A 21,165-nucleotide genomic window follows, 5' to 3' on the forward strand; every position below is an offset into this window, starting at 1 on the left:
AGCCTCCCGAAACGCTGCGATTAAGCCCGCGGGTGTGGTACCTCCTTCCATGTCTCTGGAGACGATGCAGCCGACCGCGGAGTGGGACGGGGACGTGGACGTTCGCGAGGCACTCGGTCGCGAGGGATTGACCTACCGGGTCTGGGGCGCGGACTGGTGTGGCGACTGCCGGGAGCAGTTGCCCGCCTTCGCCGCCGCCCTCGACGCTGCGGGCGTCCCCGCGGAGCGGATCGAACAGCATCCCGTCGACGAGGACAAGCAAGGCGACGGCGTCGACGAGTACGGGATCGAGTTCATCCCGACGGTCGTCGTCGAGCGGGCGGACGAGGAGGTCGCCCGGTTCGTCGAGGAGGAGTCGGAACCGATCGCCGAGTACCTCGCGGCACGGATCGCCGAGCGCGACGAGCGGGCCCAGGCGTAGGCCCCGGCACGCGGCTCTCCTTTCCGTTTACCGCCCGGACAGCCAGTCGAGCGCTGCGTCGAGGTCCGTCCGCGGCGGCGAACAGGCGAAGTCCCGGCAGGCGTAGGCGGTCGGCTCGCCGTCCTCGGCGTCGCGGTTCGCCCAGATCGGCGGCACCGCATCGAGGCCGAGGGCGTCCAGCCACCCGTCGAGGTCGTCGTCGCTCGCCGGTCGGGGTGCGATCACGCCCGTCGGCAGCGGCGTCTCGGCGAGCGTCTCCCGCCACGCGGTCGGCACCGTATCGGCCGCGAGTGTCAGTTCGACCGGGCCGCGGGTGTGGGCGTCGGCCGCGAGGACGAGCGACGCGTGTTCGAGCGGACTGCCCCGAATTCGGTCGGCGTGGGTCGACAGCAGACGCTCCGTGATCCCAGCGAAGTCCTCGTCGGACACGAAGTGGTCGAGTCGGTCGAACAGGGCGGCGGCGGCCCCCAGACTCGACGGCGTGGACTGGTCGTTCAGTTCCTGTGGCCGGGTTACCAGCCCCTCGCCGCTTTTGGGCGTGTAGTAGCACGTGCCCGCGTCCGCGTCCCAGAACTCCTCGCGGATCACGCGCGCGAGATCCAGAGCGAACGCGAGGTGGCGCACCTCGCCGGTGACCTGATAGCAGTCGAAGGCGCCCGTCGCGAGGAAGGCGTAGTCGTCGAGGTAGCCGTCGACGGCGACGTCCCCGCCCTTGTAGCGCCGTGAGAGACGTCGCTCGTCGGCGTCCCAGAGATGTTCGCGGACGAACGCCAGCGCGTCCGTGGCGGTTCCCGCGAGCGCCGGGTCGAGGACGCGCGCGCCGGCCGCCACCGCGGAGATGGCGAGACCGTTCCACCCCGCGAGCACCTTCTCGTCGCGGGCCGGCCGGGGCCGGTCGGCGCGCACCTCGAACGCCCGGCTCCGCGCACTCATCAGTGCCCGTTCGACCGTCGCCTCGTCGAGCCCCGTGTCCTCGGCCAAGTCGACGTAGCTCCGTGCGGCCGTGAGGACCGTCGTTCCGTGCTCGAAGTTGCCGCCGGATTCGACGCCGTATCGGTCACAGAACAGGGTCGCGACCGTCTCGGCGTCGACGCCCTCCACGTCGACGCCCGCCATCGCCTCGTGGACCTCATCGGGCGTCCACACGTAGAAGGCTCCCTCGGCGTCCTCGGGGTCGTCCGCGTCGGTTCGCGACGCGGGCGGGCGACTCTGGGCGTCGAGCGTGCTGAAGAATCCACCCTGTGGGTGTCGTAGTTCGCGTTCGAGGAATGCGATCGTCTCCTGGGCGACCCGGGCGTATCGGTCCGCGCCGGTGACCTGGGCTGCCAGCAGGTACACCCGCGGGAGTTCCGCGTTGTCGTAGAGCATCTTCTCGAAGTGGGGCACCGTCCACTCCCGGTCGGTGGCGTAGCGATGGAAGCCGCCACCGACGTGATCGTAGAGCCCGCCGGTCGCCATGGCGTCAAGCGCCTCCGTCGCCACCTCGCGGGACGCCTCGTCGCCGTCGAGCGTCGCCGTCCGGAGCAGGAGGTCGATCCGGCGGGGCTGGGGGAACTTCGGCCCGCCGGACCCGAATCCGCCGTGTTCGCGGTCGGCGCTCCGGATGGCCGCCGCCGTCGCCGAGTCCAGAAGCTCGGAGTCGGGCGGCTGCCCCGGCTGCTCGGGCGTCGACTCCAGTTCGTCCGTGATGGCCGCAGTCCACTGATCGGCACGGGATTCGATCTCCTCGCGATCCTCCTCCCACGACCGCGCGATGTCCTCGACGAGTTGGAGGAAGCCGGGGCGACCACGCTGTGGCTCCCGGGGGAAGTACGTCCCGACGTAGAAGGGCTTGCCCTCGGGGGTGAGAAAGACCGAGAGTGGCCACCCGCCGCCCCCCGAGACGAGCTGGCAGATGGTCATGTAGACACTGTCGACGTCAGGGCGTTCCTCCCGGTCGACCTTGATCGGGACGAACGCCTCGTTGAGCGCCTCGGCGACCGCCTCGTCCTGGAAGCTCTCCGTTTCCATCACGTGACACCAGTGGCAGGCGGCGTAGCCCACCGACAGGAAGATGGGAACGTCGTGTTCCCGGGCCACGTCGAGGGCTGTCTCGTCCCAGGGCTGCCAGTTGACCGGATTGTCGGCGTGCTGTTCGAGATACGGACTGGCCTCCTCGTCGAGGCGGTTCCGACGCGTCGGCGTCGTCATGGTCGTGGGTTCGGCGCCCAGACGGGTAAACCCAACAGAACTCTGAGCTGCGTCTGCGGCCTGCGGGGCCCCGCCGTCAGGTAACCGTTTTGTAGGTGGTTACTGATGCATGACTATGGACGTACCGGCGTGGGAACGGATGCTCGCGACCCACGCGCCGACGCTGGTCGTGGGCCTCGGGGTTGCCGTCGCCGGCGTCTCGGTCGCCAACTTCCTCGCCGACGTCGAAACCCTGGGGTTCGGACTCGTTCCCCTCCTCGCGCTCGGTCTCTGTCTCACGATGTCGGCGGGGCTGTTCGGTCTCGGACGCTGGCTGTCGACCTGTGGCCTCTCGACCGAGGAGACCTGGTCCGTGGTCCGGTGGTGTCTCGGCGGGATGGTCGGTTTCGTCGCCCTCTCCTCCCTGACGGTCGGCCTCCGCCTCCTGGAAGGTCGGGCCGTCGGCGAGGCTGCCCTGGGGGTCATCGTCGTGGGTGCGGGCGGGGGGATCGGGGGTGGCGTGGCCGGTATCTACTACGCCCGGGCGAACCGTGCGGTCCGGGAGGCCGACCACCGACGTGACGCCTTAGTCTTCCTGAACAGCCACCTCCGACACAACGTATTGAACGCGACCCAGGTCATTCAGGGATACACCACCCTTCTCGACGAACGGGACGACGTGGCCGACGAGTATCTCGTCCCGATCGAACGGCGGAGCGACGCCATCGCCTCGCTGATCGAGGACGTGAAACGCCTATCGGACGTGTTCTCGGGGGAGCACACGCCCTCGCCGACGGACGTCTCGACGGTCGTGTTGCGGGCCGTCGAGGACGTCCGCGAGGACCACCCCGAGGCGACCTTCGAGGTCGACGTCCAGCCCGAACTGTACGTGATGGCCACCGACGCCGCCTCTGCCGTCTTCGCCAACCTCCTGCAGAACGCCGTCCAGCACCACGATCGATCCGACCCGACCGTGCGCGTGTCCGCCGAACGCGCCGGTCGAACCGTCTCCGTGAGCATCGCCGACGACGGTCCCGGCATCCGTGACGACGTGAAGGACCATCTGTTCGAGTCCGCCATCGAATCCGGCGAGGGACGGGGGATCGCCCTCGTGAAGACGCTGATGAACCACTACGGCGGCGGCGTCGAGGTGCGCGACAACGACCCCCGCGGGACGGAAGTGGTCGTCGAGTTCCGGCGGCCGCCGCGCCGACTATAACCCGCCGGGGACCAATCCACCGCCATGCGACCTCTCGGCGAGACCTGTGACACGTTCGACATCGGCGGCGACCTCACCGTCCATCGCCTCGGCTTCGGCGCCATGCGAATCACCGGCTCCGGGGTCCTCGGACCGCCGGACGACTCCGCCGAGGCCCGCCGAGTCCTCGCCCGTGTGGCCGAACTGGGCGTCGACCTCGTGGATACCGCTGACTCGTACGGCCCGGGGACCAGCGAACGGCTGCTCGGCGAGTCCACCACGCCGGACGAGGCGGTCGTCGCCACGAAAGGCGGTCTCCTCCGGACACCCGACGGCGACTGGCTCCGCCACGGCGACCCCGACTACCTCCGGAACGCCGCGCTGTGTAGCCGAGACCGTCTCGGGGTCGACACCATCGACCTGTACCAGTACCACGCGCCCGACCCCGACGTCCCCATCGAGGAGTCGATGCACGCCCTCGCCGAACTCAAGGACCGTGGCGTCGTCCGCCACGTCGGCGTGAGCAACGTCTCCGTGGATCAGCTGGAACGCGCTCGGGACGTGGTCGACGTCGCGACGGTACAGAACGAGTACAGCGTCGCCGACCGCACCCACGACGACGTCCTTGCGGCCTGCGAGGACGCCGACATCGGCTTCCTGCCGTACTTCCCGCTCGGCGGCGGCGACCTAAAGTCGAGGGGCGACACACTGGCGACGGTGGCCGACGCCCACGACGCTACGATCCGACAGGTCGCGCTCGCGTGGCTCCTCGAACGCTCCCCGGTCGTCTTGCCAATCCCCGGCACGTCCAGTGTGGATCACCTCGAAGCGAACGTCGCCGCCGCCGAACTGACTCTCACCGACGAGGAGATGGCGCGACTGTCGACGTGAGTCGGTCGATAGCGCGGGCCACGGACCCCCCAGCCCCGTGGCGTGGGCGGCCGGGAGTCCCTCGAACGGCTCGATACCCTCGTGGAGGACGTCCTCGCACTCTCGAAGGAGGTGAAAGTCATCGGCGAGACGGAACCCCTCCGCGCGGAGCCCGGCGTCGGCGAGGCCTGGCGCAACGTCGAGACCGAATCCGCGTCCCTCCGCGTCGAGGGTGATCTCGGCACGGTCGAGACGGACGCGAGCAGGCTCCGAGAACTCCTCGCGAACCGCCTTCGGAACGCCGTCGAACACGCCGGTCCCGGCATCGCGATCCGCGTCGTGCGGCGCGCCGACACCGTCTACGTGGCCGACGACGGTCCGGGGGTTCCGGCGTCCCTCCGTGAGACGATCTTCGATCACGGCTACTCCACGACCCCGGGCGGAACGGGGTACGGTCTCGCCATCGTCGGACCGATCGCGGACGGACACGGCTGGACGCTCTCCGTGACCGACAGCGACGACGGCGGTGCGCAGTTCGAACTTCGCGGCCTTTCGGATCGGTAGTCCGCGCCCACGCTCGCCATCGGACGCCGACCGCCGAGAGTCGTCACCCGTCGCCATCCCCGTCCCCGGCCACGACGGGACCGGCCGACGTTCACCCGAGAAACGTCGCCAGAAAGAGCAGTGCGAACCCGAGCGAGAGACAGAACCCGCCGACTCGACCGATCCAGGTGTGTTCCCGAACCTCGGTTCGGCTCCCGTCGATCCGGTAGTCCTGGAACTCCTCGTTGTATTCGACGTAGCTCGGCATCTGGAAGAACTCGATGAACACCAGCGCCCCGCCGAGCGCACCGAGTGCCGACCCGAGCAGCCTGAGTGCGTTCGCCACCGCGACCATGCTCGGACGGCCGACGGACGGGGACAAAAATCCTCCGAAGATTCATGTCGGGAGGCGCGGCCAGGCCCGGCCGTGCCCGTCTCCCGTCACCGTCACGTCCGCGCGCTCGCCGTCGTCCTCGTCGTCGTCGTAGCCGGCCGAATCCAGTCGGTGGCCGTCGCCGCTCCGGCCGACGGGACGCCGGCCCTCGTCGCCGCCGTCCCCAACCCCGTCGCCGACGGCGACACCGGTGAGTTCGTCGTCGTCCGGATACCGGAGAGTTCCACGGCCAACTGGACGCTCGGCGACGGCGAGACGACGATCGAACTTCCGGCCGACCGTCCCGGCGGCCGCATCGCCGTCACGGCCGATCCGAACGCGACGCGCCGGCTGACCGACACACCGATCCTCGCCGTCCCGCGGCTCTCCCTGTCGAACGAGGGCGAGCGGCTCCGACTCCGCCGCGCCGGCGTCGTCGTCGACCGTCTCGCCTACCGCGACGCGCCGTCCGGCGAACGGCTCGTCGACGGATCCGATGGACGGCGGTGGCAGCCGGTCGGCTTCCAGCCACGCGACGTCCGGTCGCACGGTCGCGCACCGGTCACGGGATTTCTCCTCCCCGACTCGCCGGGCGTCCCCGTCGAGACGCTCCGCGACGCTCGACGTCGCATCCTTCTCGCGGGCTACACATTCACTAGCGATCGGATCGCCGACGCGCTCGTCGCCGCCGAGCGCCGCGGGGTCGCAGTTCGCGTCCTCGTGGACGGCGATCCGGTCGGCGGCCGCTCCGCACGGGGCGCCGCGACGCTCGACCGCCTGGCCGAGGCCGGCATCGAGGTGGCCGTCCTCGGCGGTCCCCGGGCGCGCTTCGAGTATCACCACCCGAAGTACGCCGTCGTCGACGATCGGGCGCTCGTCACGTCGGAGAACTGGAAGCCGTCGGGTGTGGGCGGCCGGAGCAGTCGGGGATGGGGAGTCGTCGTCGACTCCCGGGCGGTCGCCGACGACCTGGCCGGACTCTTTCGTGCCGACGCGGGGTGGCACGACGCGATCCCGTGGCGCCGCTACCGCCGGGGACGGTCCTTCGATCCCGGACGGCCGGCCAACGGCTCGTACCCCTCGCGGTTCGACCCAGCGACGGCGACCGGAACCGTCCGTGTTCTCACCGCGCCGGGCAACGCCGAGTCCGCGGTCGTGGAGGTGATCGACACGGCCGACGAGCGCGTGGACGTGATCCAGCCGAGCATCGGTCGACGTGACGGTCCCCTCCTCCGGGCGACGGTCCGGGCGGCAGCCCGCGGCGTCCGGGTGCGCGTGCTCCTCTCCGGTGCGTGGTACGTAGCGGAGGAGAACGCGGCGCTCGTCGAGTGGCTGAACGGCGTCGCCGAGCGCCGCGGCCTGCCGCTCTCGGCGCGGGTCGCCGAGCCGCGCGGTCGGTTCGAGAAAATCCACACCAAAGGTGTCGTCGCCGACGACGTGGTCGTCGTCGGGAGCCTCAACTGGAACGCCAACGCCGTCTCGGACAACCGCGAGGTGGCGGTGGCGGTGCGGAGCGACGAACTGGCGGCGTACTTTCGGGAGGCTTTCGCCGCCGACTGGGAGCGCGGCGTCGGTCGGGGGACCTGGGTCCTCGTCGCCGGCGCGGCCGCGGCGCTGGTGCTCGCGCTGTTGGTCGCGAAGAAGACGATCCGGTTCGACGATAGTAGCGATTGAAACTGGTTGCTCAGCCGATCGGACTCAGTACTGCGATCGGCTGTGTAATGACTTTCAATCGCTACTACAGGTGTCGAGAGTCGCCGCGCTCGACAGCTCTTCGTCGAGTTCCGCCTCCGACATCTTCTCGACGAGCGCGTCGATCACCTCGCTTCGCATCCCCTTCACGAACTTGATCGAGCCGACGACGAGGTGGCCGCCGCCGGAGACGCCGCCGCCGCCCACTTCCTCGTCGAGTTCGGCCACCATCTCCGGAATGTCGAGGCGGACGCCGTCCGAGCGGAGGACGGCGAAGTCGGGACCGTAGCCGATGGTGATGACGGGGTCGCCCGTCTCCTCGACCTTGCGGTCGTGGAGGTTGCCCGTCGTCTTGCCCGGCGCGGGGTAGGTAAAGCGGTACGCGAAGTCGTCGAGGTCGACTCGGTAGAGGTGGGCGTCGTTTTCCAGTCGTTCGTGTTCGACGTGGGGCTCGAGCGCCGACAGTTGGCGGTCCACGTCACGCTCGGCGCGATCCGCGAGGAAGTCGACGAGTTCCCGATGTCGGCGCTCGTCGTCGCAGTCTACGTTCAGCACGTCGCTGACGAGTGTCTTGCCCTCGCTGTAGCGCAGCCAGTGGGCAGCGTAGTCGAGCGCCTCGCCGATCCGGGAGAGGTCGTCCCGGCCGTACCCGGCCTCGCCAGCCAGATCGATGAAAGCCGCCATCGTCTCCGCCTTCGACCGGTCGGACAGTCCCGCCACCGCGGGCACGTGCCGGAGTTCGTCGGTCATCTCCGGATCGATCATCCGGGCCAGTTCGACACACATCATCCCGGTGGTGATGCGATAGTCCTCGCCGTGGAGGTAGGGATTGACGTGAGCGTCCAGCAGCCCGTTCACTGCGTCGGGATCGGGATGGTGGTGGTCGACGACGACGATGGGGACGTCGTAATGTGCGAGGTTCTCGTAGGCTGGGACGTCCTCCTCGGTGCTACCGTTGTCGAGCATGAGCAGGAGCGGAAGCTTCTGGCCGTGGCGTTCGCGGCCTTCGAGCGCGAAGTTGAGGTCGCGAGTCACGTCCTCCATCTCGTAGAAGGGTGCCTTGCTCGGGAGGCGCTTGATGAGGTGGCGTGGAGCGTCGTCGTCGTCGTGGACGGCGGTGATGAAGCGTTCGAGCGCCACCTGGACGGGCAGGGAGGCACACATCCCGTCGCCGTCGGCGTGGTGCCGAACCCTGATCGGCCGCCCCTCGAGGACGGTCCGACGGAGGCGGCGGGCGAGTTCGCGGAGGTTCGGACGGAGCTTCTCGAAGGCCTCCCACTCCACCAGCGGGTCGACGTCGTGTGGCTCGGCCCGGTCGTCGAGCCCTGCGTCGACACGTTCCCGGATCCGTTCCGCCGCCGACCCGCTCAGCCGAGCGAGCGACTCCACCTCGATCTGGGGGCTTCCTTCGTGTTCCTCGACGCTCCCCGAGATCCGGACGATGTCGTCGAGATCCACGTCGGGATGGGCGCGGACGCCCGCCTCCTCGAAGGCCGTGCAGGCGACGATCCCGGTGCCGTCACAGCAACGAAACACGGTCGGGCCGGCAGTCTGTTTGATCTGGATGACCGCCCCCTCGACGGTCACCGTCTCGCCGACCGATAGCTCCTCGATCGGCGTGATCGTCGGCTGGTGATCGACCGCGACCGTTCGGTAGTCGTCGAGAGTCGCCTCGGTGAAGGCGATATCGCCGTTCTCCCGGATCTCGTCGAGACGGACGAGCAGTCGATCGCCGACGTCGTAGTCGCCGTCGAGATTCGACTCGTGGACGAGGCCGGAGACCTCGTCGGAGACGTCGACGAAGACGCCGTATGCGACGACGCCGTTGACGACGGCGTGGTAGTACTCGCCGACGTCTACGTCCTCGGCCGTACAGTCGGGTGCGAGATCGTAGACGACGGAGCGGGAATCGTCCCGCGCGTTGGTGCCGGAATCCCCGGCATTCCCTGCGGTCATACTATCGTGTGATCGGTGACCGAAGTTAAGCCTTGCAGAATACGTCCGCCGTTACGCCGCCAGTCGCAGGGTATCCGGAACCCTTAGAAGGCGACGCACCCGAGCGGTATCCATGTGGCGCCTCCGGATGGGAACCGCCGACTGGACTGCCGAGCGGCTCTCCGTCGACGCGGGTCGACGACCGCGACGGGAGGGCGTCGACGTCGAGTCATGACCGACGTCGTCGCGCAGGGGACCTTCGACATCCTCCATCCCGGCCACGTTCATTATCTCTCCGACGCCGCCGCGATGGGTGACCGGCTTCACGTCATCGTGGCCCGGGATCGGAACGTCACCCACAAGCCGTCGCCGATCCTCTCGGACGGACAGCGCCGACGGATGGTCGACGCGCTGGATGTCGTCGACGAGGCCCGCCTCGGCCACCCCGAAGACATCTTCGTCCCCATCGAACGCATCGATCCGGACGTCATCGTCCTCGGCTACGACCAGCATCATGACGAGGCAGACCTTCGCTCGGCGCTCCGGTCGCGTGGCGTCGACTGTCGGGTCGAACGGGCGTCCGCTCGCGACCCGCCCGCCGACGAACTGACGTCGACGGGGCGGATCGTCGAGCGGATCGTCGAGCGTCGGTGTTAGAACGGGGTTGCCGGCCTCAGGCGAGAATCGGCTCTTGGGCGAGCGACTCGTCGTGCGCGCGGACGACCTCCTCGTCGGCTTCGAGGTCGCTCGACGATCCGCTCTTCTGCTCTTCGAGATACTGCTCGTACTCCGCCTGGGAGACGACTTTGATCTCGAAGTACATCTGCGAGTGGGCGACGCCACAGAACTCGGCACAGTAGCCCTGGTAGGTTCCCTCCTCCAGGGGGACGGTCTTGATCACGTTCGACTGACCGGGCATCGCGTCCTGTTTCAGCCCCATCTGTGGCACGTGGAACGCGTGTAACACGTCGCTCGACGTGATGTTGAAGTAGACGTCCTGTCCGACCGGGACCACCACCGTCGGCGACGTACTGGCGAGCGAGACGTCTTCCTGTGGGTAACTCGCCTCCCACCCCCACTGGAAGGCGTCCATGTGGACGAGGACGTCGTTGCTATCCGGAGCGACCGCCTCATCGCCCTGCTCGAAGGTGACGTTCTCGTTCGCGAGGACGCCGTAGGAGGCGACGCCGACGAACAGGAGGATGACCGCCGTCGCGACGGTCCAGGTGATCTCTAGGCGACGGTTCTCCTGGGTCGGCTTCGCCTCGTCGGCGCTCCTGAACCGGTAGACGGTGTAGATGAGAATCCCCTCGACGAGCAGCGTGATGGGGACGGCGATCAGCAGCAGTTTGTTGTTCAGATCGTTGATGAGTTCCGCGGACACTGAACTCTGGGCCGCGACTGGATCGGCGGCAAGTGAGAGAGCCACCGCCGACAGCAGCGACGCAAGCACGAGGCGCGACCGTTTCATACTCTATGGGGGGGTTAGAATCTCCTCCGTAAATAGCTACTGATAGGGCGGATCACCGGTCGGATCGTCGCCTCCGTCGAGTGGGAAAAAGCGGGGTGCCTAAATAGGCGGCTTTCCAACTTCCGGTAGTGATCGATACGTGCTTCGAGACGTGACCGACCGGTTCCCCGGGCTCCTCGCGGCGAGTGCGATGGGAGTGTATTTGCTCTTGCTCGTCGGAACCACGATCGCGGTCACCGACGCGGCCGAGACCTGTGCCGCGTGGCCGGCCTGCGGGGGTGGGTCGGCGCTCCCGACGACCGTCGCCGGTACGCTGGTGATCGGGCACCGCCTCGCCGCCGTGGTCGTCGGACTGCTCGTCCTCGCGGCCGGCATCGCCGCGTGGCGGAGCGGCCGGAGTCGACGGGTCCGTGCCGCACTCGGCATCTCGATGCTCTGTTATCCCGCCCAGGCCGCACTCGGGGCCGTCGTCGCGACCACCGGCGCGTCCGGCACCCTCTCGACGGCCCACCTGTTCGTGGGGATGGTCATCTTCGGCGGCCTGGTCGCCGCCCTCGCGTGGACGCTCGAAGTCGAGACCGGACACCCGTCGGACGCCCCCGTCACCGACCTCGACGCGCTCTCGTCCCCCGAGGCACCGCCGTCGTCCGACGCCGGTCGACCGACGCTGCCGGACGCTCCCGTCGCCCGCTTTCGGGCCGTTTCGGGGGCGTATCTCCGGCTCACGAAGCCGCGTCTGATGTGGCTGCTCTGTCTCGTCGCCTCGGCGGGGATGGCCCTCGCCGCGGGCCCAACGCTCGAACCCCGGACGGTGGCGCTGACGCTGCTCGGAGGCGTCCTCTCGATCGGCGCCAGTGGTACGTTCAACCACGTGTTGGAGCGTGACGTGGACCGGCGGATGAACCGTACCAGCGACCGGCCGCTCGCCACCGACGTGGTGTCGGTGCGCAACGCGGTGGCGTTCGGGTGCCTGCTGACCGTCGGGTCGCTGGTCGCTTTCGCCGCCGTCAACCCCCTCGTGGCCGTCCTCGGGTTCGTCGCCATCGTCTTCTACAGCGTGATCTACACGCTCGTCCTGAAGCCCAACACCGTCCAGAACACGGTGATCGGCGGTGCGGCCGGCGCGCTCCCGGCACTCATCGGCTGGGCCGCCGTGACGGGGTCTGTCGGCCTCGGTGGCCTCGTCCTCGCGACGGTGATCTTCCTGTGGACGCCCGCACACTTCTACAACCTCGCGCTGGCGTACAAGGACGACTACGCCCGCGGCGGCTTCCCGATGATGCCCGTGGTGCGGGGCGAGACGGAGACCCGAAAACACATCCTCTGGTGGCTCGGAGCGACGCTCGTCGGGGCCGGTGTGCTGGCGACCTGGGAGTCGCTCGGCTGGCTCTACGTTCTCACCACCGTCGTGCTGGGGGCGGCGTTCCTGTGGGCCGTCGTCCGTCTGCACGTCGACCGCACCGAGTCCGCCGCGTTCCGGGCGTTTCACGCCTCGAACGCCTATCTCGGGGCGCTGTTGCTCGCCGTCGTCGTCGACACGCTGGCACTCTAATCCCTCGACAAGGGTAAACGGTAAGCCGGTGGCTGCCGGGGACGGTGTATGGAGAACGTAGCGATCATCGGCGCCTCGATGACCCAGTTCGGGCAGCGCGAGGGGTGGGTCCTCGACCTGCTTTCCGAGGCGGGAACGGCGTGTCTCGACGATGCCGGCGTCCCGCCCGATGCGGTCGATCACCTCTATGTCTCGAACATGGCGAGCGGCGAGTTCGAGGGGCAGACGGGAATCATGAACGCCCTCGCTCACGACCTCGCGGCGATGCCAGCCTACACCGCCCGCATCGACCAGACCAGTTCGAGCGGCGGGGCCGGGGTCAAACACGCTTGGCAGTCGGTGGCAAGCGGCGCCAGCGACATGACCCTGCTCGTCGGCGCGGAGAAGATGACCCACCGGACGACCCCCGAGGCGACGGACGTCATCGCCTCGATCACCCATCCGGTGGAGTACAAACACGGCGTGACGCTCCCGAGTTTCGCGGGGCTGACCGCACGGCTGTATCTCGACACGTACGACGCGCCCCGCGAGAGTCTGGGGAAGGTCGCGGTGAAGAACCACCGGCAGGGCGTCCACAACCCCCACGCCCAGTTCCAGAAGGAGGTCGATTTGGAGACGGTCCTGAACTCTCCCATCGTCGCCGACCCGCTACGGCTCTATGACTTCTGTCCAATCACCGACGGGAGCGCCGCGCTCATGTTTTGTCCCGAGTCCGTCGCCCGGGAGTACGCGGACGACTACGTACTGGTGCCGGGCGTCGGCGGCGCGACCGACACACACGTGGTCCACGAGCGCACGGACCCGACGACGATGCGCGGGGTCGTCGAGTCGAGTCGGATCGCCTACGACATGGCGGACCTCGGGCCCGAGGACGTCGACGTGGCCGAACTCCACGATATGTTCACGATCCTGGAGTTTCTCCAGAGCGAGGATCTCGGCTTCTTCGAGAAGGGCGAGGGCTGGAAGGCCGTCGAGGAGGGGCGCACCGAGATGGGCGGCGACCTGCCGATCAACCCTTCCGGCGGCCTGAAATCGAAGGGCCATCCGCTCGGCGCGAGCGGCGTGGCACAGGCCTACGAGATCTACGAACAGTTGATGGGCGATGCGGGGAAGCGACAGGTCGACGACGCCGACACCGGATTGGCGTGTAACGTCGGCGGCTTCGGCAACTGCGTCATCACCACTCTCATGGAGGCAAACTGATGATGGAAGCGTACCGATATCCCGACGGCAGCATCACGTACCCGGGCCACCCGATCGGTCCCGGGGGAGAGAAACCGGTCGACACGGTCGATCTCAGCGAGTACACCGCCGAGATCGTGACCTGGACCACGAGCACCGCGGCGCCCCCGGGCGTCCGCGAACCGAACCCCCTCGCGATCGTCGAGTTCGACGTCGACGGCGAACCGGTCCGCGCCCTCGGCGGCCTCACGACCGACGACGTGGCGATCGGCGACGAGGTGCGACCGGTGTACGTCGAGGAACTCCGGGAGCCCGGCGCCGGTATCCGCGAACCCGACAGTCAGGCGTGGGACGGCTACCGGTTCGAACCGGTCTAACCGTCAGGCGTCTTCGCCCGGCAGGTCGTCGATCAGGACGATCGCTTCGCCGTCGATCACCGTCTCACCGTCCTCGTCCTCTACGACGGTCGTCAGCCGGTAGCGGCCGTCGCCGAGGTCCTCGACGACTTCGCAGATGGCGGTCACCGTTTCGCCGATGTCGACCGGGCCGAGGAACTGGAGATCCTGCGAGAGGTAGATCGTCAGCCCCGGCAGGCGGGCGAGCGCGGCGCTGATGAGACCGGAGACGAGCGTCCCGTGGGCGATCCGCCGGCCGAACCGGGTCCCCTCGGCGAACTCGTCGTCGAGGTGGAGTCGGTTCGTGTCGCCGCTGGCGTCGGCGAACACGCCGACCTCCGCCTCGGTGAGGGGCTTCGAGAACCTGATCCGGTCGCCGACGCTGACGGCGCCGTCGCCGTCGTCGGAGTGCTCGAACGACCACTCGGCCTTGGAGTAGGTTACCTCCGGCGAGTCCGCTGGCTGCCGACCGTCGTCGGAATCGCCGTCCGGCAGCATCGCCCGGTTGGCTGCCATCACGCTGTTGCAGAGGTGCTCGACGCTGTTCGAGAAGCGCTTCCCCGATTGGAGCCACGCGTCCGTGAACCCACCCATCGGCGGTGATGATCGTCCTTGCATGCTGTGTAGTCCTTTGTCGTGGGCAGTTAAAGGCTGGTCGCTTTCGACACCGGGTGCGCCCAGCCGAAACCATTCGTTGTCTCTGCATGGTATACAGAGGTAATGAAAGTAACGCTTATGCCGCTGGGACGTGTTGGTAGAGGTACGGATGACGCAAGACGACGACGATGGATCGCCGCTGTGGCCGCCCATGCCGTTCGCCCAGGGGTTCCAGGACGCCGGCGAGGACGCGGTCGAACGCCAGATGCAACTGTTCGAACAGTTCATGTCCGGCGGCGGCGGCGGATTCGACGGATTCTCGCAACTCGGCGCGATGAGTATGGGAACTGCGATGTTCAAGACCCGCGTGCAGAGCGGGGGTCGCATCAGCATTCCCGACGCCGAGCGCGAGACGCTGGACATCGAGGACGGCGACATCGTCCAGACCATCGTCATCCCCGTCAAACGAAACTCCGAGTGATTACAATGAGTGCTACCAACCCGTTCAGTTCGGCCTTCGAGATGCAGCGTACGATGATCGACCAGAGCCGCCGTGCCGCCGAGACCGGAATCGACGCCCAGCGCGCCGCCGTCGAGACGTGGTTCGACTCCTTCGAGTCGGCCAAGTCCCTCCAGGGGAGCGGCGTGACGCTCTCGAAGAGCACCGTCGACGCCTACCTCGACGGCCTCACGACGGTGCTCCCCGAGGAGTCCGTCGAGGAACTGCAAGCCGCAGTCGACGAGCAGTTCGAAGCCGTCGACGAGATCCACGAGGACGCCTGGGAGTCGTTCTTGGAGAGCCTCGACGAGGCCGAGGCGACCTACGACGAGCTGACCGAGACCCAGCTCGAACTCGTCGCCGAGGGCTTCGACGCCGCCGAAGAGGTCCAGGCCTCCGCGGAGGAGACGACCGAAGAGGTCGTCGAGTCCGCCGACGACCTCTCGCAGACGGCGTAACCGGAGCGTTTTCACCCCGACCACCCATATTTCAGTACACGATGACCGACAATACCAGCAGCACTTACGACGGACAGATGGACGCGTTTCTGGAGCGCATGACAGAGACGTACATGAGCGCGCTCGACCGCAACCTCGACGCGCAGTCGGCGTTTCTCGAATCCTGGATGGACTCCATGGAGGACAATCTCTCCGAGGAACGGATCCAGGAAGGGTACGAGGGGTCGATGCAGGCCTACGAGGCCTGGATGGACGCCGCGGAGACGTCGTTCGAGCGGATGGGAGACTCCTTCCAGGGCGAGGACGTCGAACCCGAGGAGTTCCGCGACATCTGGCTCTCCTCGGCCAACGAGGCGTTCAAGGAGATGATGACGACCACCGCCTTCGCGGCGGCCACCGGCCAGACCGTCGAGGAGGCGATGAACATGCGACAGAACATCGACGAGGCCTCCGAGGAGACGCTTCACGCCCTCAACTTCGCGACGGTCGGCGACGTCCGCGAGGTGGGTGAACGGCTCGTCGAACTCGAACGCCGACAGCACTCGATCGAGCAGAAGCTCGATCAGTTGCTCGAACAGCAATGAACCCGTTCACCTTCCCCCTGGACGCCCAGCGCGACCTCTGGGAGCGTGCGGCCGACGACGCGGCCTCGGTCGGCGCCATCCCCGACGGGCTGGAGACGATGGCCGAGGTGGAGGTCGGCGGCACGCCGAGCGAGGTCGTCTACCGTGAGAACAAGCTCGAACTGCACCGCTACGAGCCGCTGGTGCCCGAGGAGGAGCGCCACGACGTGCCCCTGCTGTTCGTCTACGCGCTGATCAACCGTCCGTACATCCTCGACCTTCAGCCCGACCGGAGCGTCATCCGGCGGATGCTGGAAGCAGGCTTCGACGTGTACATGATCGACTGGGGCGAGCCCTCCGAACTCGACACGTCGCTGTCGCTGCACGACTACGTCGATCGGTATATCGACAACTGTGTCGACGAGGTGCGCGAGCGCTCGGGACAGGAGTCGATCAACGTCATGGGCTACTGCATGGGCGGAACGATGAGCGTCATGTACGCCGCGCTCCACCCCGAGAAGGTCCGCAACCTGGGGCTGATGGCGGCCGGGCTCTGTTTCGACGGCACCGGCGGCATCCTCGAGATGTGGGGCGACGAGGAGTTTTTCAGTCCCGGCGCCATCGTCGACACCTTCGGCAACGTGCCCGCGGAGTTCCTCGACGTCGGGTTCGCGCTGATGGATCCGGTTCACAACTACGTCACGAAGTACGGCAACCTCTACGACAACATCGACGACGAGGACTTCGTGGAGAACTTCGCCCGGATGGAGAAGTGGCTCAACGACCCCATCGACGTCCCGGGGACCGCGTACCGTGAGTTCCTCGAAGACGTCTATCAGGGGAACAAACTCTACAGAAACGAGCTCGAACTGAACGGCCAGCGGGTCGACCTCGGCGACATCACCATGCCCGTGTTGCAGGTGATCGGCGAGTACGACCACCTCATTCCGCCGGAAGCGAGCAAGCCCTTCAACGAGAAGGTCGGCAGCGACGACACCGAGATCATGGAGTTCTCGACGGGCCACATCGGTCTGTCCGTGTCGAGTTCCACCCACGAGCACCTCTGGCCCGACGTGGCTGAGTGGTTCGCCGAGCGATCGGTCGAGGACACCGACGCCACGGATGCCGCCGTCGCCGAGGACGACACCCCGGAGGCCGACACGCCGGATGCCGCCGTCGCCGAGGACGTCGACACGACGGCGGCCGACGTGCCGGACACCGACCTGCAGGAACTCGACGGCATCGGCCCGGCGTACGCCGAGCGCCTGACGTCAGCGGGTGTCGCCTCCGTCGAAGCCCTCGCAGACGCCGAAGCCGCCGCGCTCTCGGCCGACGCCGACATCGACGAGGGACGTATCCGCCGGTGGATCGAGGCCGCGAGCGAGCGGACCTCGTAACCACGTCCCCTGCCAGCCCCGCCGAACGATGTCCCGTGCTACTGCCCCACACATTATCTATTGTGAAATATACAGAGACATATCATGACATATTAGGAGTTTTCAGAGTATGATGCATATATTGGAAGGGTTTATTACTTAGAAGCCGGACATTTAGAGTAGATCATGAGCACGAACATGAGCGCGAACCAGACGACGATCCCGGCCGCCACACGCTTCGACGTTCCCGACGACCTCACCGCCGCCGACTCGAAACTCGTCTACCTCTTCGTCACCGTCTCGGACGGTGTCACGGTCGACGAACTCCAGGCGACGCTCGACATCAAGAAGATCAGTCTCTTCCCCGTCCTCGATACCCTCTCGGAGCGGGGGCTCATCGACCGCGTCGACGACGAGTACGTCACCGCCGCGTCGTAGACGCCGCGTCGCTCCCGTCGCTTTCGGCCGCCCGCGAGGGCGGTCCTGCTCATCTCTCTTCGTTCTCGTCTTCGTCCCCTTCCAGTGACTCCTTGAGCGACGCCAGTTCCGCGTCCACGTCGACTCCCTCGTCTTCCTCCCGAACGTCGATGGCGACGCCTCGCCGGTCGTCCGGCAGACGTCGCCCCGTGTCGTCGCGCGTCTCCGCCGTCTCTGCCAGTCGCTCGTCGATCTCCGACGTCAACGAGCGGGCGTCGGCGATGATCGACCCGGCCGCCGATCCCTCGGGAAGGTCGACGCCGGTCAGGGCCTCGCGCAGATCGGCGAGTGCGTCACGAAGTCGTGCCACGTCGGGGGCGTCGGACGCCTCCAACCGGTCCCGGAGTCGGCCATCGCGGGGTCGCGGTCCCGCGAGTCGCAGTACTGCACGCAGTAGTTCCAGCGACTGCACCGTGGCTTCGAGCAGGGCGATGAGCGTCGGAATCGTATACTCCTCGGTGAAGCGCAGTATCTCCCCGGGCGTCGGCGGGCGGCGACGGCGCGGGACTGCCCCGGGTTCTTCCCGACGTACGTCCTCGTCGACCGCCGATCGGAGTTCCGTGAGCGTCCCTTCCAGATCCGCCAGGAGGGTCGCCAGATCCTCGTCCTCGTCGGCGTCCTCGTCACGGCTCATGGACTGACTTGCGTCCGGAGGCGCATATACTGCGGGGACGGCCTGGGTCAGCGGCGACGCCGGCACGTCGCGACGGCCGTCAGCAGGGCGACGAGGGCGACGAGGACGCCGAACCCGTCACCCGACGACTCGGTGGCGGTCGGCGTGGGCGTCGCGGTCGGTGTCGGAGTCGGCGCGGGAGTCGGTTCGGGCGTCGCGGTCAGTGTCGCGGTCGGCGCGGGAGTCGGTTCGGGCGTCGCGGTCGGTGTCGCAGTCGGCGCGGGAGTCGCGGTCGGCGTGGGTGTCGCGGTGGGCGCGGGGGTGGCCGTGGGTGCTGGCGTCGGCGTCGCAGTCCGGCCGCCCGCGACGGTCACCGTCGTCGTCGCCGATCCTGCTTCGACGTTGCTCCCCTCGACTGCGATCCGGTAGGTGCCGGGATCGGCGCCGCTCGTGTCGACGGTGACGCTGCCGCCGCTCTCCGTAATCCGCCGATTTCCGGCGAGATCCAACCCGTCCGGGTTCTCGACGGTCACGTCGAGTCGGTCGGCCTCGGCGAAGTTGTACTCCACGGTGATCGTCACCTCCTCGAAGTCGTCCGCCGGGAGGGTGTCGCCCGCGATATCCACGCCGCGCTCGTTGCGGACGTCGAACTCGGTGATCCGTGGTTCGACGACCGTCAGTTCGGCTTGCTCGTCGTTGTCGCGGTCCGCGTAGTACGACCCCGGTTCGACCCCGTCGAAGTCGGCGTTCTCGGGATCGACGCTGAAGACGCCCTGATCGCCGACCGGGACGAAGGTCGTGGTCTCGGTGCCGAGCGTTCCGCCGCCGGTGAGTTCGACGTTCGAAATGTCGAGCGACTCGCTGACGTACACTCGGACCGGCGGCGTCGTGTCCGCGGGCTGCTCGCGGGGCTCCTCGACGGCCCCGCTCAGCCCGGCGACCGCCGCGAGGACCACCAGAACGACGGCGAGGAGGGCACACACTGGACGGAGGGACGAGCGGTCGGCGAACGGCATGGATCGCCGTACACTCCCGGGCATAATGGATCTTGTCTGCGGGGCCGGGGCGGCCGATCGCTGCCCGGAATGGAAACGCTCTTTTGAGAGTCACACGGAGTGTATCCGTATGACCGACGGGGACGACGAGACCGACCTACCGGCCGAAACCCTCGACTCCCGCCTCGACGCGGCCGCCGAGGACCTCGACGCCGCCGAGACGGAAGCCGACCTCGACGCCGTCGAGGAGACGATCGACGGGATCGCCGAGGACCTCGACGCCGCCGACCTCCCCGATCCCGACGAGGATGGGGACGAGGAGGATCCCCGCGAGGAACTCGACGGTCGCCTCGACGACCTCCGCGGCGACCTGGCGGCCGCTCGCGGACCGTACGCGAGCGACGCCGTCGACGCCGTCGAGGCCGCAAAGGAGACGTTCACCGGCACCGAGTGGACGGAGGACGGCGAGGGCGAGGCCGCCGCGGCCGTCGCTACCTTCGTCGAGGAGGTGGCGGAGATCCTGGACACCGACCTCGACGGTGCCGACGCCGACGCCCTCGACGCGGCCGCCGCGGCCATCGCGGACGCTGGCCTCGACGCCGACGCCGACGCCGAGACCATCGACGCCCTCCTCGACGCGACCGACGACCTCTCGGCCGGCCTCGACGATGCCGAGGAGTGGGACGACCTCGAAACCCACGAACAGCTCCGCGCGCAGGGCTTCTACGACGTACTGGGTCACTACAAGGACTTCCCGCCGGAGTGGGCGGCGCTCAAGGAGTGGGAACAGCAGGGGAACGTCGAGATGGTGCTGCTGGCTCTCGACAGTTTCCAGTCCGACTTCATGGAGCGTCACTGCCTCGAAGCGATCACCCGGATGAACGACGACGACGCCTTCGACGCCATGCACCAGCGCGCGGGCAAGCGCGACAACCCCGGCGTCACGGCCCTCGGCAAGATGGCCGCCGAAGACGCCGTCGACACCCTGCTCGAATACGTCGACGCCGACTCCGACCCCGGCCTCCAGAAGGTGACGTTCAAGGCACTCGGCGAGATCGGCAGCGAGGCGGCCACGGGCCCCATCGCGGCCAAACTGGACGCCGAGAACGAACAGGTTCGGCCCCACGCCGCCCGTGCCCTCGGACTCATCGGCGACACGCGCGCCATCGACCCGCTGGCCGACACTCTCGCCGACGGCGACGACGACGAGACCCGTGCCGCCGCCGCGTGGGCGCTCCGCCAGATCGGCACCGAGCGCGCGCTCTCGGCCGCCGCCGACTACGTCGACGACCGCGCCTACCTCGTTCAGCACGAGGCCACCCAGGCCGCGGACGCGCTCTCGGTCGAAGTCGACGGAGCGGCCTGATCCCAAGGCTCTCCCGTCCGGCAGCCGTATCCCGTCTATGGCCACGGAGTCGAACGTCCTCGGGACCGACCTCGAACCGTGCAGTGCCGACCCCGAAACCGGGTTCCTCCGGGACGGCTGCTGTCGTCACCTCGACGAGGATCCCGGCCGCCACGAGATCTGTGCGGTGATGACCGAGGCGTTTCTGGAGTACTCCCGATCGCAGGGCAACGATCTGATCACGCCCCGTCCGGCGCTCGACTTTCCCGGCCTCGATCCCGGCGATCGATGGTGTGTCTGTCTCGGCCGCTGGATCGAGGCCGAGGCGGCCGATGTCGCCCCGCCGGTCGTCCTCGAGGCGACCGCGGAGGCCGTACTGGCGGAGATTCCCTTCTCGACGCTGCTGGAACACGAGTACGCGGCCGAAGACGCCACGTGACC

General features: G+C 68.0%; 23 protein-coding genes. 16 read left to right on the forward strand and 7 right to left on the reverse strand.

The features are described from left to right. Positions 1-49 precede the first annotated feature (49 nt). On the forward strand, positions 50-421 hold the full coding sequence (locus NBT82_RS03235; RefSeq protein ID WP_251330153.1) for a TlpA family protein disulfide reductase: 372 nt from the start codon (positions 50-52) through the stop codon (positions 419-421). Positions 422-448: 27 nt separating this feature from the next. Here the strand turns inward: NBT82_RS03235 and NBT82_RS03240 are convergent, their stop codons facing one another. Further along, positions 449-2,611, reverse strand: coding sequence for a thioredoxin domain-containing protein (locus tag NBT82_RS03240; RefSeq protein WP_251330154.1), 2,163 nt, complete (start codon positions 2,609-2,611; stop codon positions 449-451). Positions 2,612-2,726: 115 nt separating this feature from the next. Between NBT82_RS03240 and NBT82_RS03245 the strand changes: the two genes are divergently transcribed. The 3 genes from NBT82_RS03245 to NBT82_RS03255 are packed head-to-tail and all read left to right on the forward strand — an operon-like array spanning position 2,727 to position 5,222. After that, positions 2,727-3,809: an ATP-binding protein gene (locus tag NBT82_RS03245; protein ID WP_251330155.1), complete on the forward strand. Its 1,083-nt coding sequence runs from the start codon at positions 2,727-2,729 to the stop codon at positions 3,807-3,809. Between the two features lie 24 nt (positions 3,810-3,833). Next, positions 3,834-4,679, forward strand: coding sequence for an aldo/keto reductase (locus NBT82_RS03250; RefSeq protein WP_251330156.1), 846 nt, complete (start codon positions 3,834-3,836; stop codon positions 4,677-4,679). A gap of 42 nt (positions 4,680-4,721) precedes the next feature. Then, positions 4,722-5,222: a sensor histidine kinase gene (locus tag NBT82_RS03255; protein ID WP_251330157.1), complete on the forward strand. Its 501-nt coding sequence runs from the start codon at positions 4,722-4,724 to the stop codon at positions 5,220-5,222. Between the two features lie 91 nt (positions 5,223-5,313). On the opposite strand, the gene NBT82_RS03260 is transcribed toward NBT82_RS03255, so the two are convergent. After that, a complete protein-coding gene (locus NBT82_RS03260; RefSeq protein WP_251330158.1) occupies positions 5,314-5,556 on the reverse strand; it encodes a hypothetical protein in 243 nt (80 codons plus the stop codon). A gap of 72 nt (positions 5,557-5,628) precedes the next feature. Here NBT82_RS03260 and NBT82_RS03265 point away from each other — a divergent pair, with 72 nt between their 5' ends. After that, positions 5,629-7,248 carry a phospholipase D-like domain-containing protein gene (locus NBT82_RS03265; protein ID WP_251330159.1) on the forward strand — a complete coding sequence of 540 codons (1,620 nt, stop codon included), beginning with the start codon at positions 5,629-5,631 and terminating at the stop codon, positions 7,246-7,248. A 54-nt stretch (positions 7,249-7,302) separates the two neighbouring features. Here NBT82_RS03265 and han read toward each other — a convergent pair whose 3' ends face one another. Further along, positions 7,303-9,222: a Hef-associated nuclease gene (han, locus tag NBT82_RS03270; RefSeq protein WP_251330160.1), complete on the reverse strand. Its 1,920-nt coding sequence runs from the start codon at positions 9,220-9,222 to the stop codon at positions 7,303-7,305. Between the two features lie 210 nt (positions 9,223-9,432). Here han and NBT82_RS03275 point away from each other — a divergent pair, with 210 nt between their 5' ends. Then, positions 9,433-9,858 carry an FAD synthase family protein gene (locus NBT82_RS03275; RefSeq protein WP_251330161.1) on the forward strand — a complete coding sequence of 142 codons (426 nt, stop codon included), beginning with the start codon at positions 9,433-9,435 and terminating at the stop codon, positions 9,856-9,858. Positions 9,859-9,874: 16 nt separating this feature from the next. Here NBT82_RS03275 and coxB read toward each other — a convergent pair whose 3' ends face one another. Continuing rightward, positions 9,875-10,672 carry a cytochrome c oxidase subunit II gene (gene coxB, locus NBT82_RS03280; protein WP_251330162.1) on the reverse strand — a complete coding sequence of 266 codons (798 nt, stop codon included), beginning with the start codon at positions 10,670-10,672 and terminating at the stop codon, positions 9,875-9,877. Between the two features lie 190 nt (positions 10,673-10,862). On the opposite strand from coxB, the gene cyoE reads away from it, so the two are divergent. Genes cyoE through NBT82_RS03295 form a run of 3 tightly spaced genes read left to right on the forward strand, consistent with a single transcriptional unit; the run spans position 10,863 to position 13,783 of the window. Further along, the gene (gene cyoE, locus NBT82_RS03285) at positions 10,863-12,224 is read left to right on the forward strand and encodes a heme o synthase (protein ID WP_251331338.1); all 1,362 of its coding nucleotides are present in this window, start codon (positions 10,863-10,865) and stop codon (positions 12,222-12,224) included. A gap of 48 nt (positions 12,225-12,272) precedes the next feature. Beyond that, positions 12,273-13,427, forward strand: coding sequence for a thiolase family protein (locus tag NBT82_RS03290; RefSeq protein WP_251330163.1), 1,155 nt, complete (start codon positions 12,273-12,275; stop codon positions 13,425-13,427). Beyond that, complete coding sequence (locus tag NBT82_RS03295) at positions 13,424-13,783, forward strand: OB-fold domain-containing protein (RefSeq protein WP_345780708.1); 360 nt, start codon at positions 13,424-13,426, stop codon at positions 13,781-13,783. Before NBT82_RS03290 ends, NBT82_RS03295 begins: the two co-directional genes overlap by 4 nt. A gap of 3 nt (positions 13,784-13,786) precedes the next feature. Here the strand turns inward: NBT82_RS03295 and NBT82_RS03300 are convergent, their stop codons facing one another. Further along, positions 13,787-14,419 carry a MaoC family dehydratase gene (locus tag NBT82_RS03300; RefSeq protein ID WP_251330164.1) on the reverse strand — a complete coding sequence of 211 codons (633 nt, stop codon included), beginning with the start codon at positions 14,417-14,419 and terminating at the stop codon, positions 13,787-13,789. A gap of 148 nt (positions 14,420-14,567) precedes the next feature. Between NBT82_RS03300 and NBT82_RS03305 the strand changes: the two genes are divergently transcribed. The 5 genes from NBT82_RS03305 (at position 14,568) to NBT82_RS03325 (ending at position 17,732) form a co-directional block, all read left to right on the forward strand. Beyond that, the gene (locus NBT82_RS03305) at positions 14,568-14,879 is read left to right on the forward strand and encodes an AbrB/MazE/SpoVT family DNA-binding domain-containing protein (protein WP_251330165.1); all 312 of its coding nucleotides are present in this window, start codon (positions 14,568-14,570) and stop codon (positions 14,877-14,879) included. 5 nt (positions 14,880-14,884) lie between these two features. Continuing rightward, positions 14,885-15,355 carry a hypothetical protein gene (locus tag NBT82_RS03310; protein WP_251330166.1) on the forward strand — a complete coding sequence of 157 codons (471 nt, stop codon included), beginning with the start codon at positions 14,885-14,887 and terminating at the stop codon, positions 15,353-15,355. A 41-nt stretch (positions 15,356-15,396) separates the two neighbouring features. Beyond that, positions 15,397-15,939, forward strand: coding sequence for a poly(R)-hydroxyalkanoic acid synthase subunit PhaE (locus NBT82_RS03315; RefSeq protein ID WP_251330167.1), 543 nt, complete (start codon positions 15,397-15,399; stop codon positions 15,937-15,939). Then, a complete protein-coding gene (phaC, locus tag NBT82_RS03320; RefSeq protein WP_251330168.1) occupies positions 15,936-17,315 on the forward strand; it encodes a class III poly(R)-hydroxyalkanoic acid synthase subunit PhaC in 1,380 nt (459 codons plus the stop codon). The genes NBT82_RS03315 and phaC overlap by 4 nt, the downstream gene beginning before the upstream one ends. Positions 17,316-17,480: 165 nt before the next feature. After that, positions 17,481-17,732, forward strand: coding sequence for a helix-turn-helix domain-containing protein (locus NBT82_RS03325; protein WP_251330169.1), 252 nt, complete (start codon positions 17,481-17,483; stop codon positions 17,730-17,732). A 49-nt stretch (positions 17,733-17,781) separates the two neighbouring features. On the opposite strand, the gene NBT82_RS03330 is transcribed toward NBT82_RS03325, so the two are convergent. Continuing rightward, complete coding sequence (locus NBT82_RS03330) at positions 17,782-18,405, reverse strand: DUF7547 family protein (RefSeq protein WP_251330170.1); 624 nt, start codon at positions 18,403-18,405, stop codon at positions 17,782-17,784. Positions 18,406-18,452: 47 nt separating this feature from the next. Next, positions 18,453-19,400, reverse strand: a complete 948-nt coding sequence (locus NBT82_RS03335; RefSeq protein ID WP_251330171.1) for a PGF-CTERM sorting domain-containing protein — start codon at positions 19,398-19,400, stop codon at positions 18,453-18,455. A gap of 109 nt (positions 19,401-19,509) precedes the next feature. Here NBT82_RS03335 and NBT82_RS03340 point away from each other — a divergent pair, with 109 nt between their 5' ends. Further along, complete coding sequence (locus NBT82_RS03340; protein ID WP_251330172.1) at positions 19,510-20,745, forward strand: HEAT repeat domain-containing protein; 1,236 nt, start codon at positions 19,510-19,512, stop codon at positions 20,743-20,745. A gap of 37 nt (positions 20,746-20,782) precedes the next feature. Beyond that, a complete protein-coding gene (locus tag NBT82_RS03345) occupies positions 20,783-21,163 on the forward strand; it encodes a DUF2237 family protein (RefSeq protein WP_251330173.1) in 381 nt (126 codons plus the stop codon). The last annotated feature ends 2 nt before the right edge of the window (positions 21,164-21,165 follow it).

The sequence above is a fragment of the Haloplanus sp. HW8-1 genome (assembly GCF_023703795.1).
GTDB lineage: Archaea > Halobacteriota > Halobacteria > Halobacteriales > Haloferacaceae > Haloplanus > Haloplanus pelagicus.

What these genes read in the sequence shown, in the direction of transcription:
- NBT82_RS03275 (WP_251330161.1), top strand. Translation starts at nt 9,433, where the DNA reads ATGACCGACGTCGTCGCGCAGGGGACCTTCGACATCCTCCATCCCGGC.
- han (WP_251330160.1), bottom strand. Translation starts at nt 9,222, where the DNA reads ATGACCGCAGGGAATGCCGGGGATTCCGGCACCAACGCGCGGGACGAT.
- phaC (WP_251330168.1), top strand. Translation starts at nt 15,936, where the DNA reads ATGAACCCGTTCACCTTCCCCCTGGACGCCCAGCGCGACCTCTGGGAG.
- NBT82_RS03335 (WP_251330171.1), bottom strand. Translation starts at nt 19,400, where the DNA reads ATGCCGTTCGCCGACCGCTCGTCCCTCCGTCCAGTGTGTGCCCTCCTC.
- NBT82_RS03300 (WP_251330164.1), bottom strand. Translation starts at nt 14,419, where the DNA reads ATGCAAGGACGATCATCACCGCCGATGGGTGGGTTCACGGACGCGTGG.
- NBT82_RS03305 (WP_251330165.1), top strand. Translation starts at nt 14,568, where the DNA reads ATGACGCAAGACGACGACGATGGATCGCCGCTGTGGCCGCCCATGCCG.
- NBT82_RS03345 (WP_251330173.1), top strand. Translation starts at nt 20,783, where the DNA reads ATGGCCACGGAGTCGAACGTCCTCGGGACCGACCTCGAACCGTGCAGT.
- NBT82_RS03250 (WP_251330156.1), top strand. Translation starts at nt 3,834, where the DNA reads ATGCGACCTCTCGGCGAGACCTGTGACACGTTCGACATCGGCGGCGAC.
- NBT82_RS03325 (WP_251330169.1), top strand. Translation starts at nt 17,481, where the DNA reads ATGAGCACGAACATGAGCGCGAACCAGACGACGATCCCGGCCGCCACA.
- coxB (WP_251330162.1), bottom strand. Translation starts at nt 10,672, where the DNA reads ATGAAACGGTCGCGCCTCGTGCTTGCGTCGCTGCTGTCGGCGGTGGCT.
- NBT82_RS03290 (WP_251330163.1), top strand. Translation starts at nt 12,273, where the DNA reads ATGGAGAACGTAGCGATCATCGGCGCCTCGATGACCCAGTTCGGGCAG.
- NBT82_RS03240 (WP_251330154.1), bottom strand. Translation starts at nt 2,611, where the DNA reads ATGACGACGCCGACGCGTCGGAACCGCCTCGACGAGGAGGCCAGTCCG.
- cyoE (WP_251331338.1), top strand. Translation starts at nt 10,863, where the DNA reads ATGGGAGTGTATTTGCTCTTGCTCGTCGGAACCACGATCGCGGTCACC.
- NBT82_RS03310 (WP_251330166.1), top strand. Translation starts at nt 14,885, where the DNA reads ATGAGTGCTACCAACCCGTTCAGTTCGGCCTTCGAGATGCAGCGTACG.
- NBT82_RS03245 (WP_251330155.1), top strand. Translation starts at nt 2,727, where the DNA reads ATGGACGTACCGGCGTGGGAACGGATGCTCGCGACCCACGCGCCGACG.
- NBT82_RS03330 (WP_251330170.1), bottom strand. Translation starts at nt 18,405, where the DNA reads ATGAGCCGTGACGAGGACGCCGACGAGGACGAGGATCTGGCGACCCTC.
- NBT82_RS03260 (WP_251330158.1), bottom strand. Translation starts at nt 5,556, where the DNA reads ATGGTCGCGGTGGCGAACGCACTCAGGCTGCTCGGGTCGGCACTCGGT.
- NBT82_RS03315 (WP_251330167.1), top strand. Translation starts at nt 15,397, where the DNA reads ATGACCGACAATACCAGCAGCACTTACGACGGACAGATGGACGCGTTT.
- NBT82_RS03340 (WP_251330172.1), top strand. Translation starts at nt 19,510, where the DNA reads ATGACCGACGGGGACGACGAGACCGACCTACCGGCCGAAACCCTCGAC.
- NBT82_RS03235 (WP_251330153.1), top strand. Translation starts at nt 50, where the DNA reads ATGTCTCTGGAGACGATGCAGCCGACCGCGGAGTGGGACGGGGACGTG.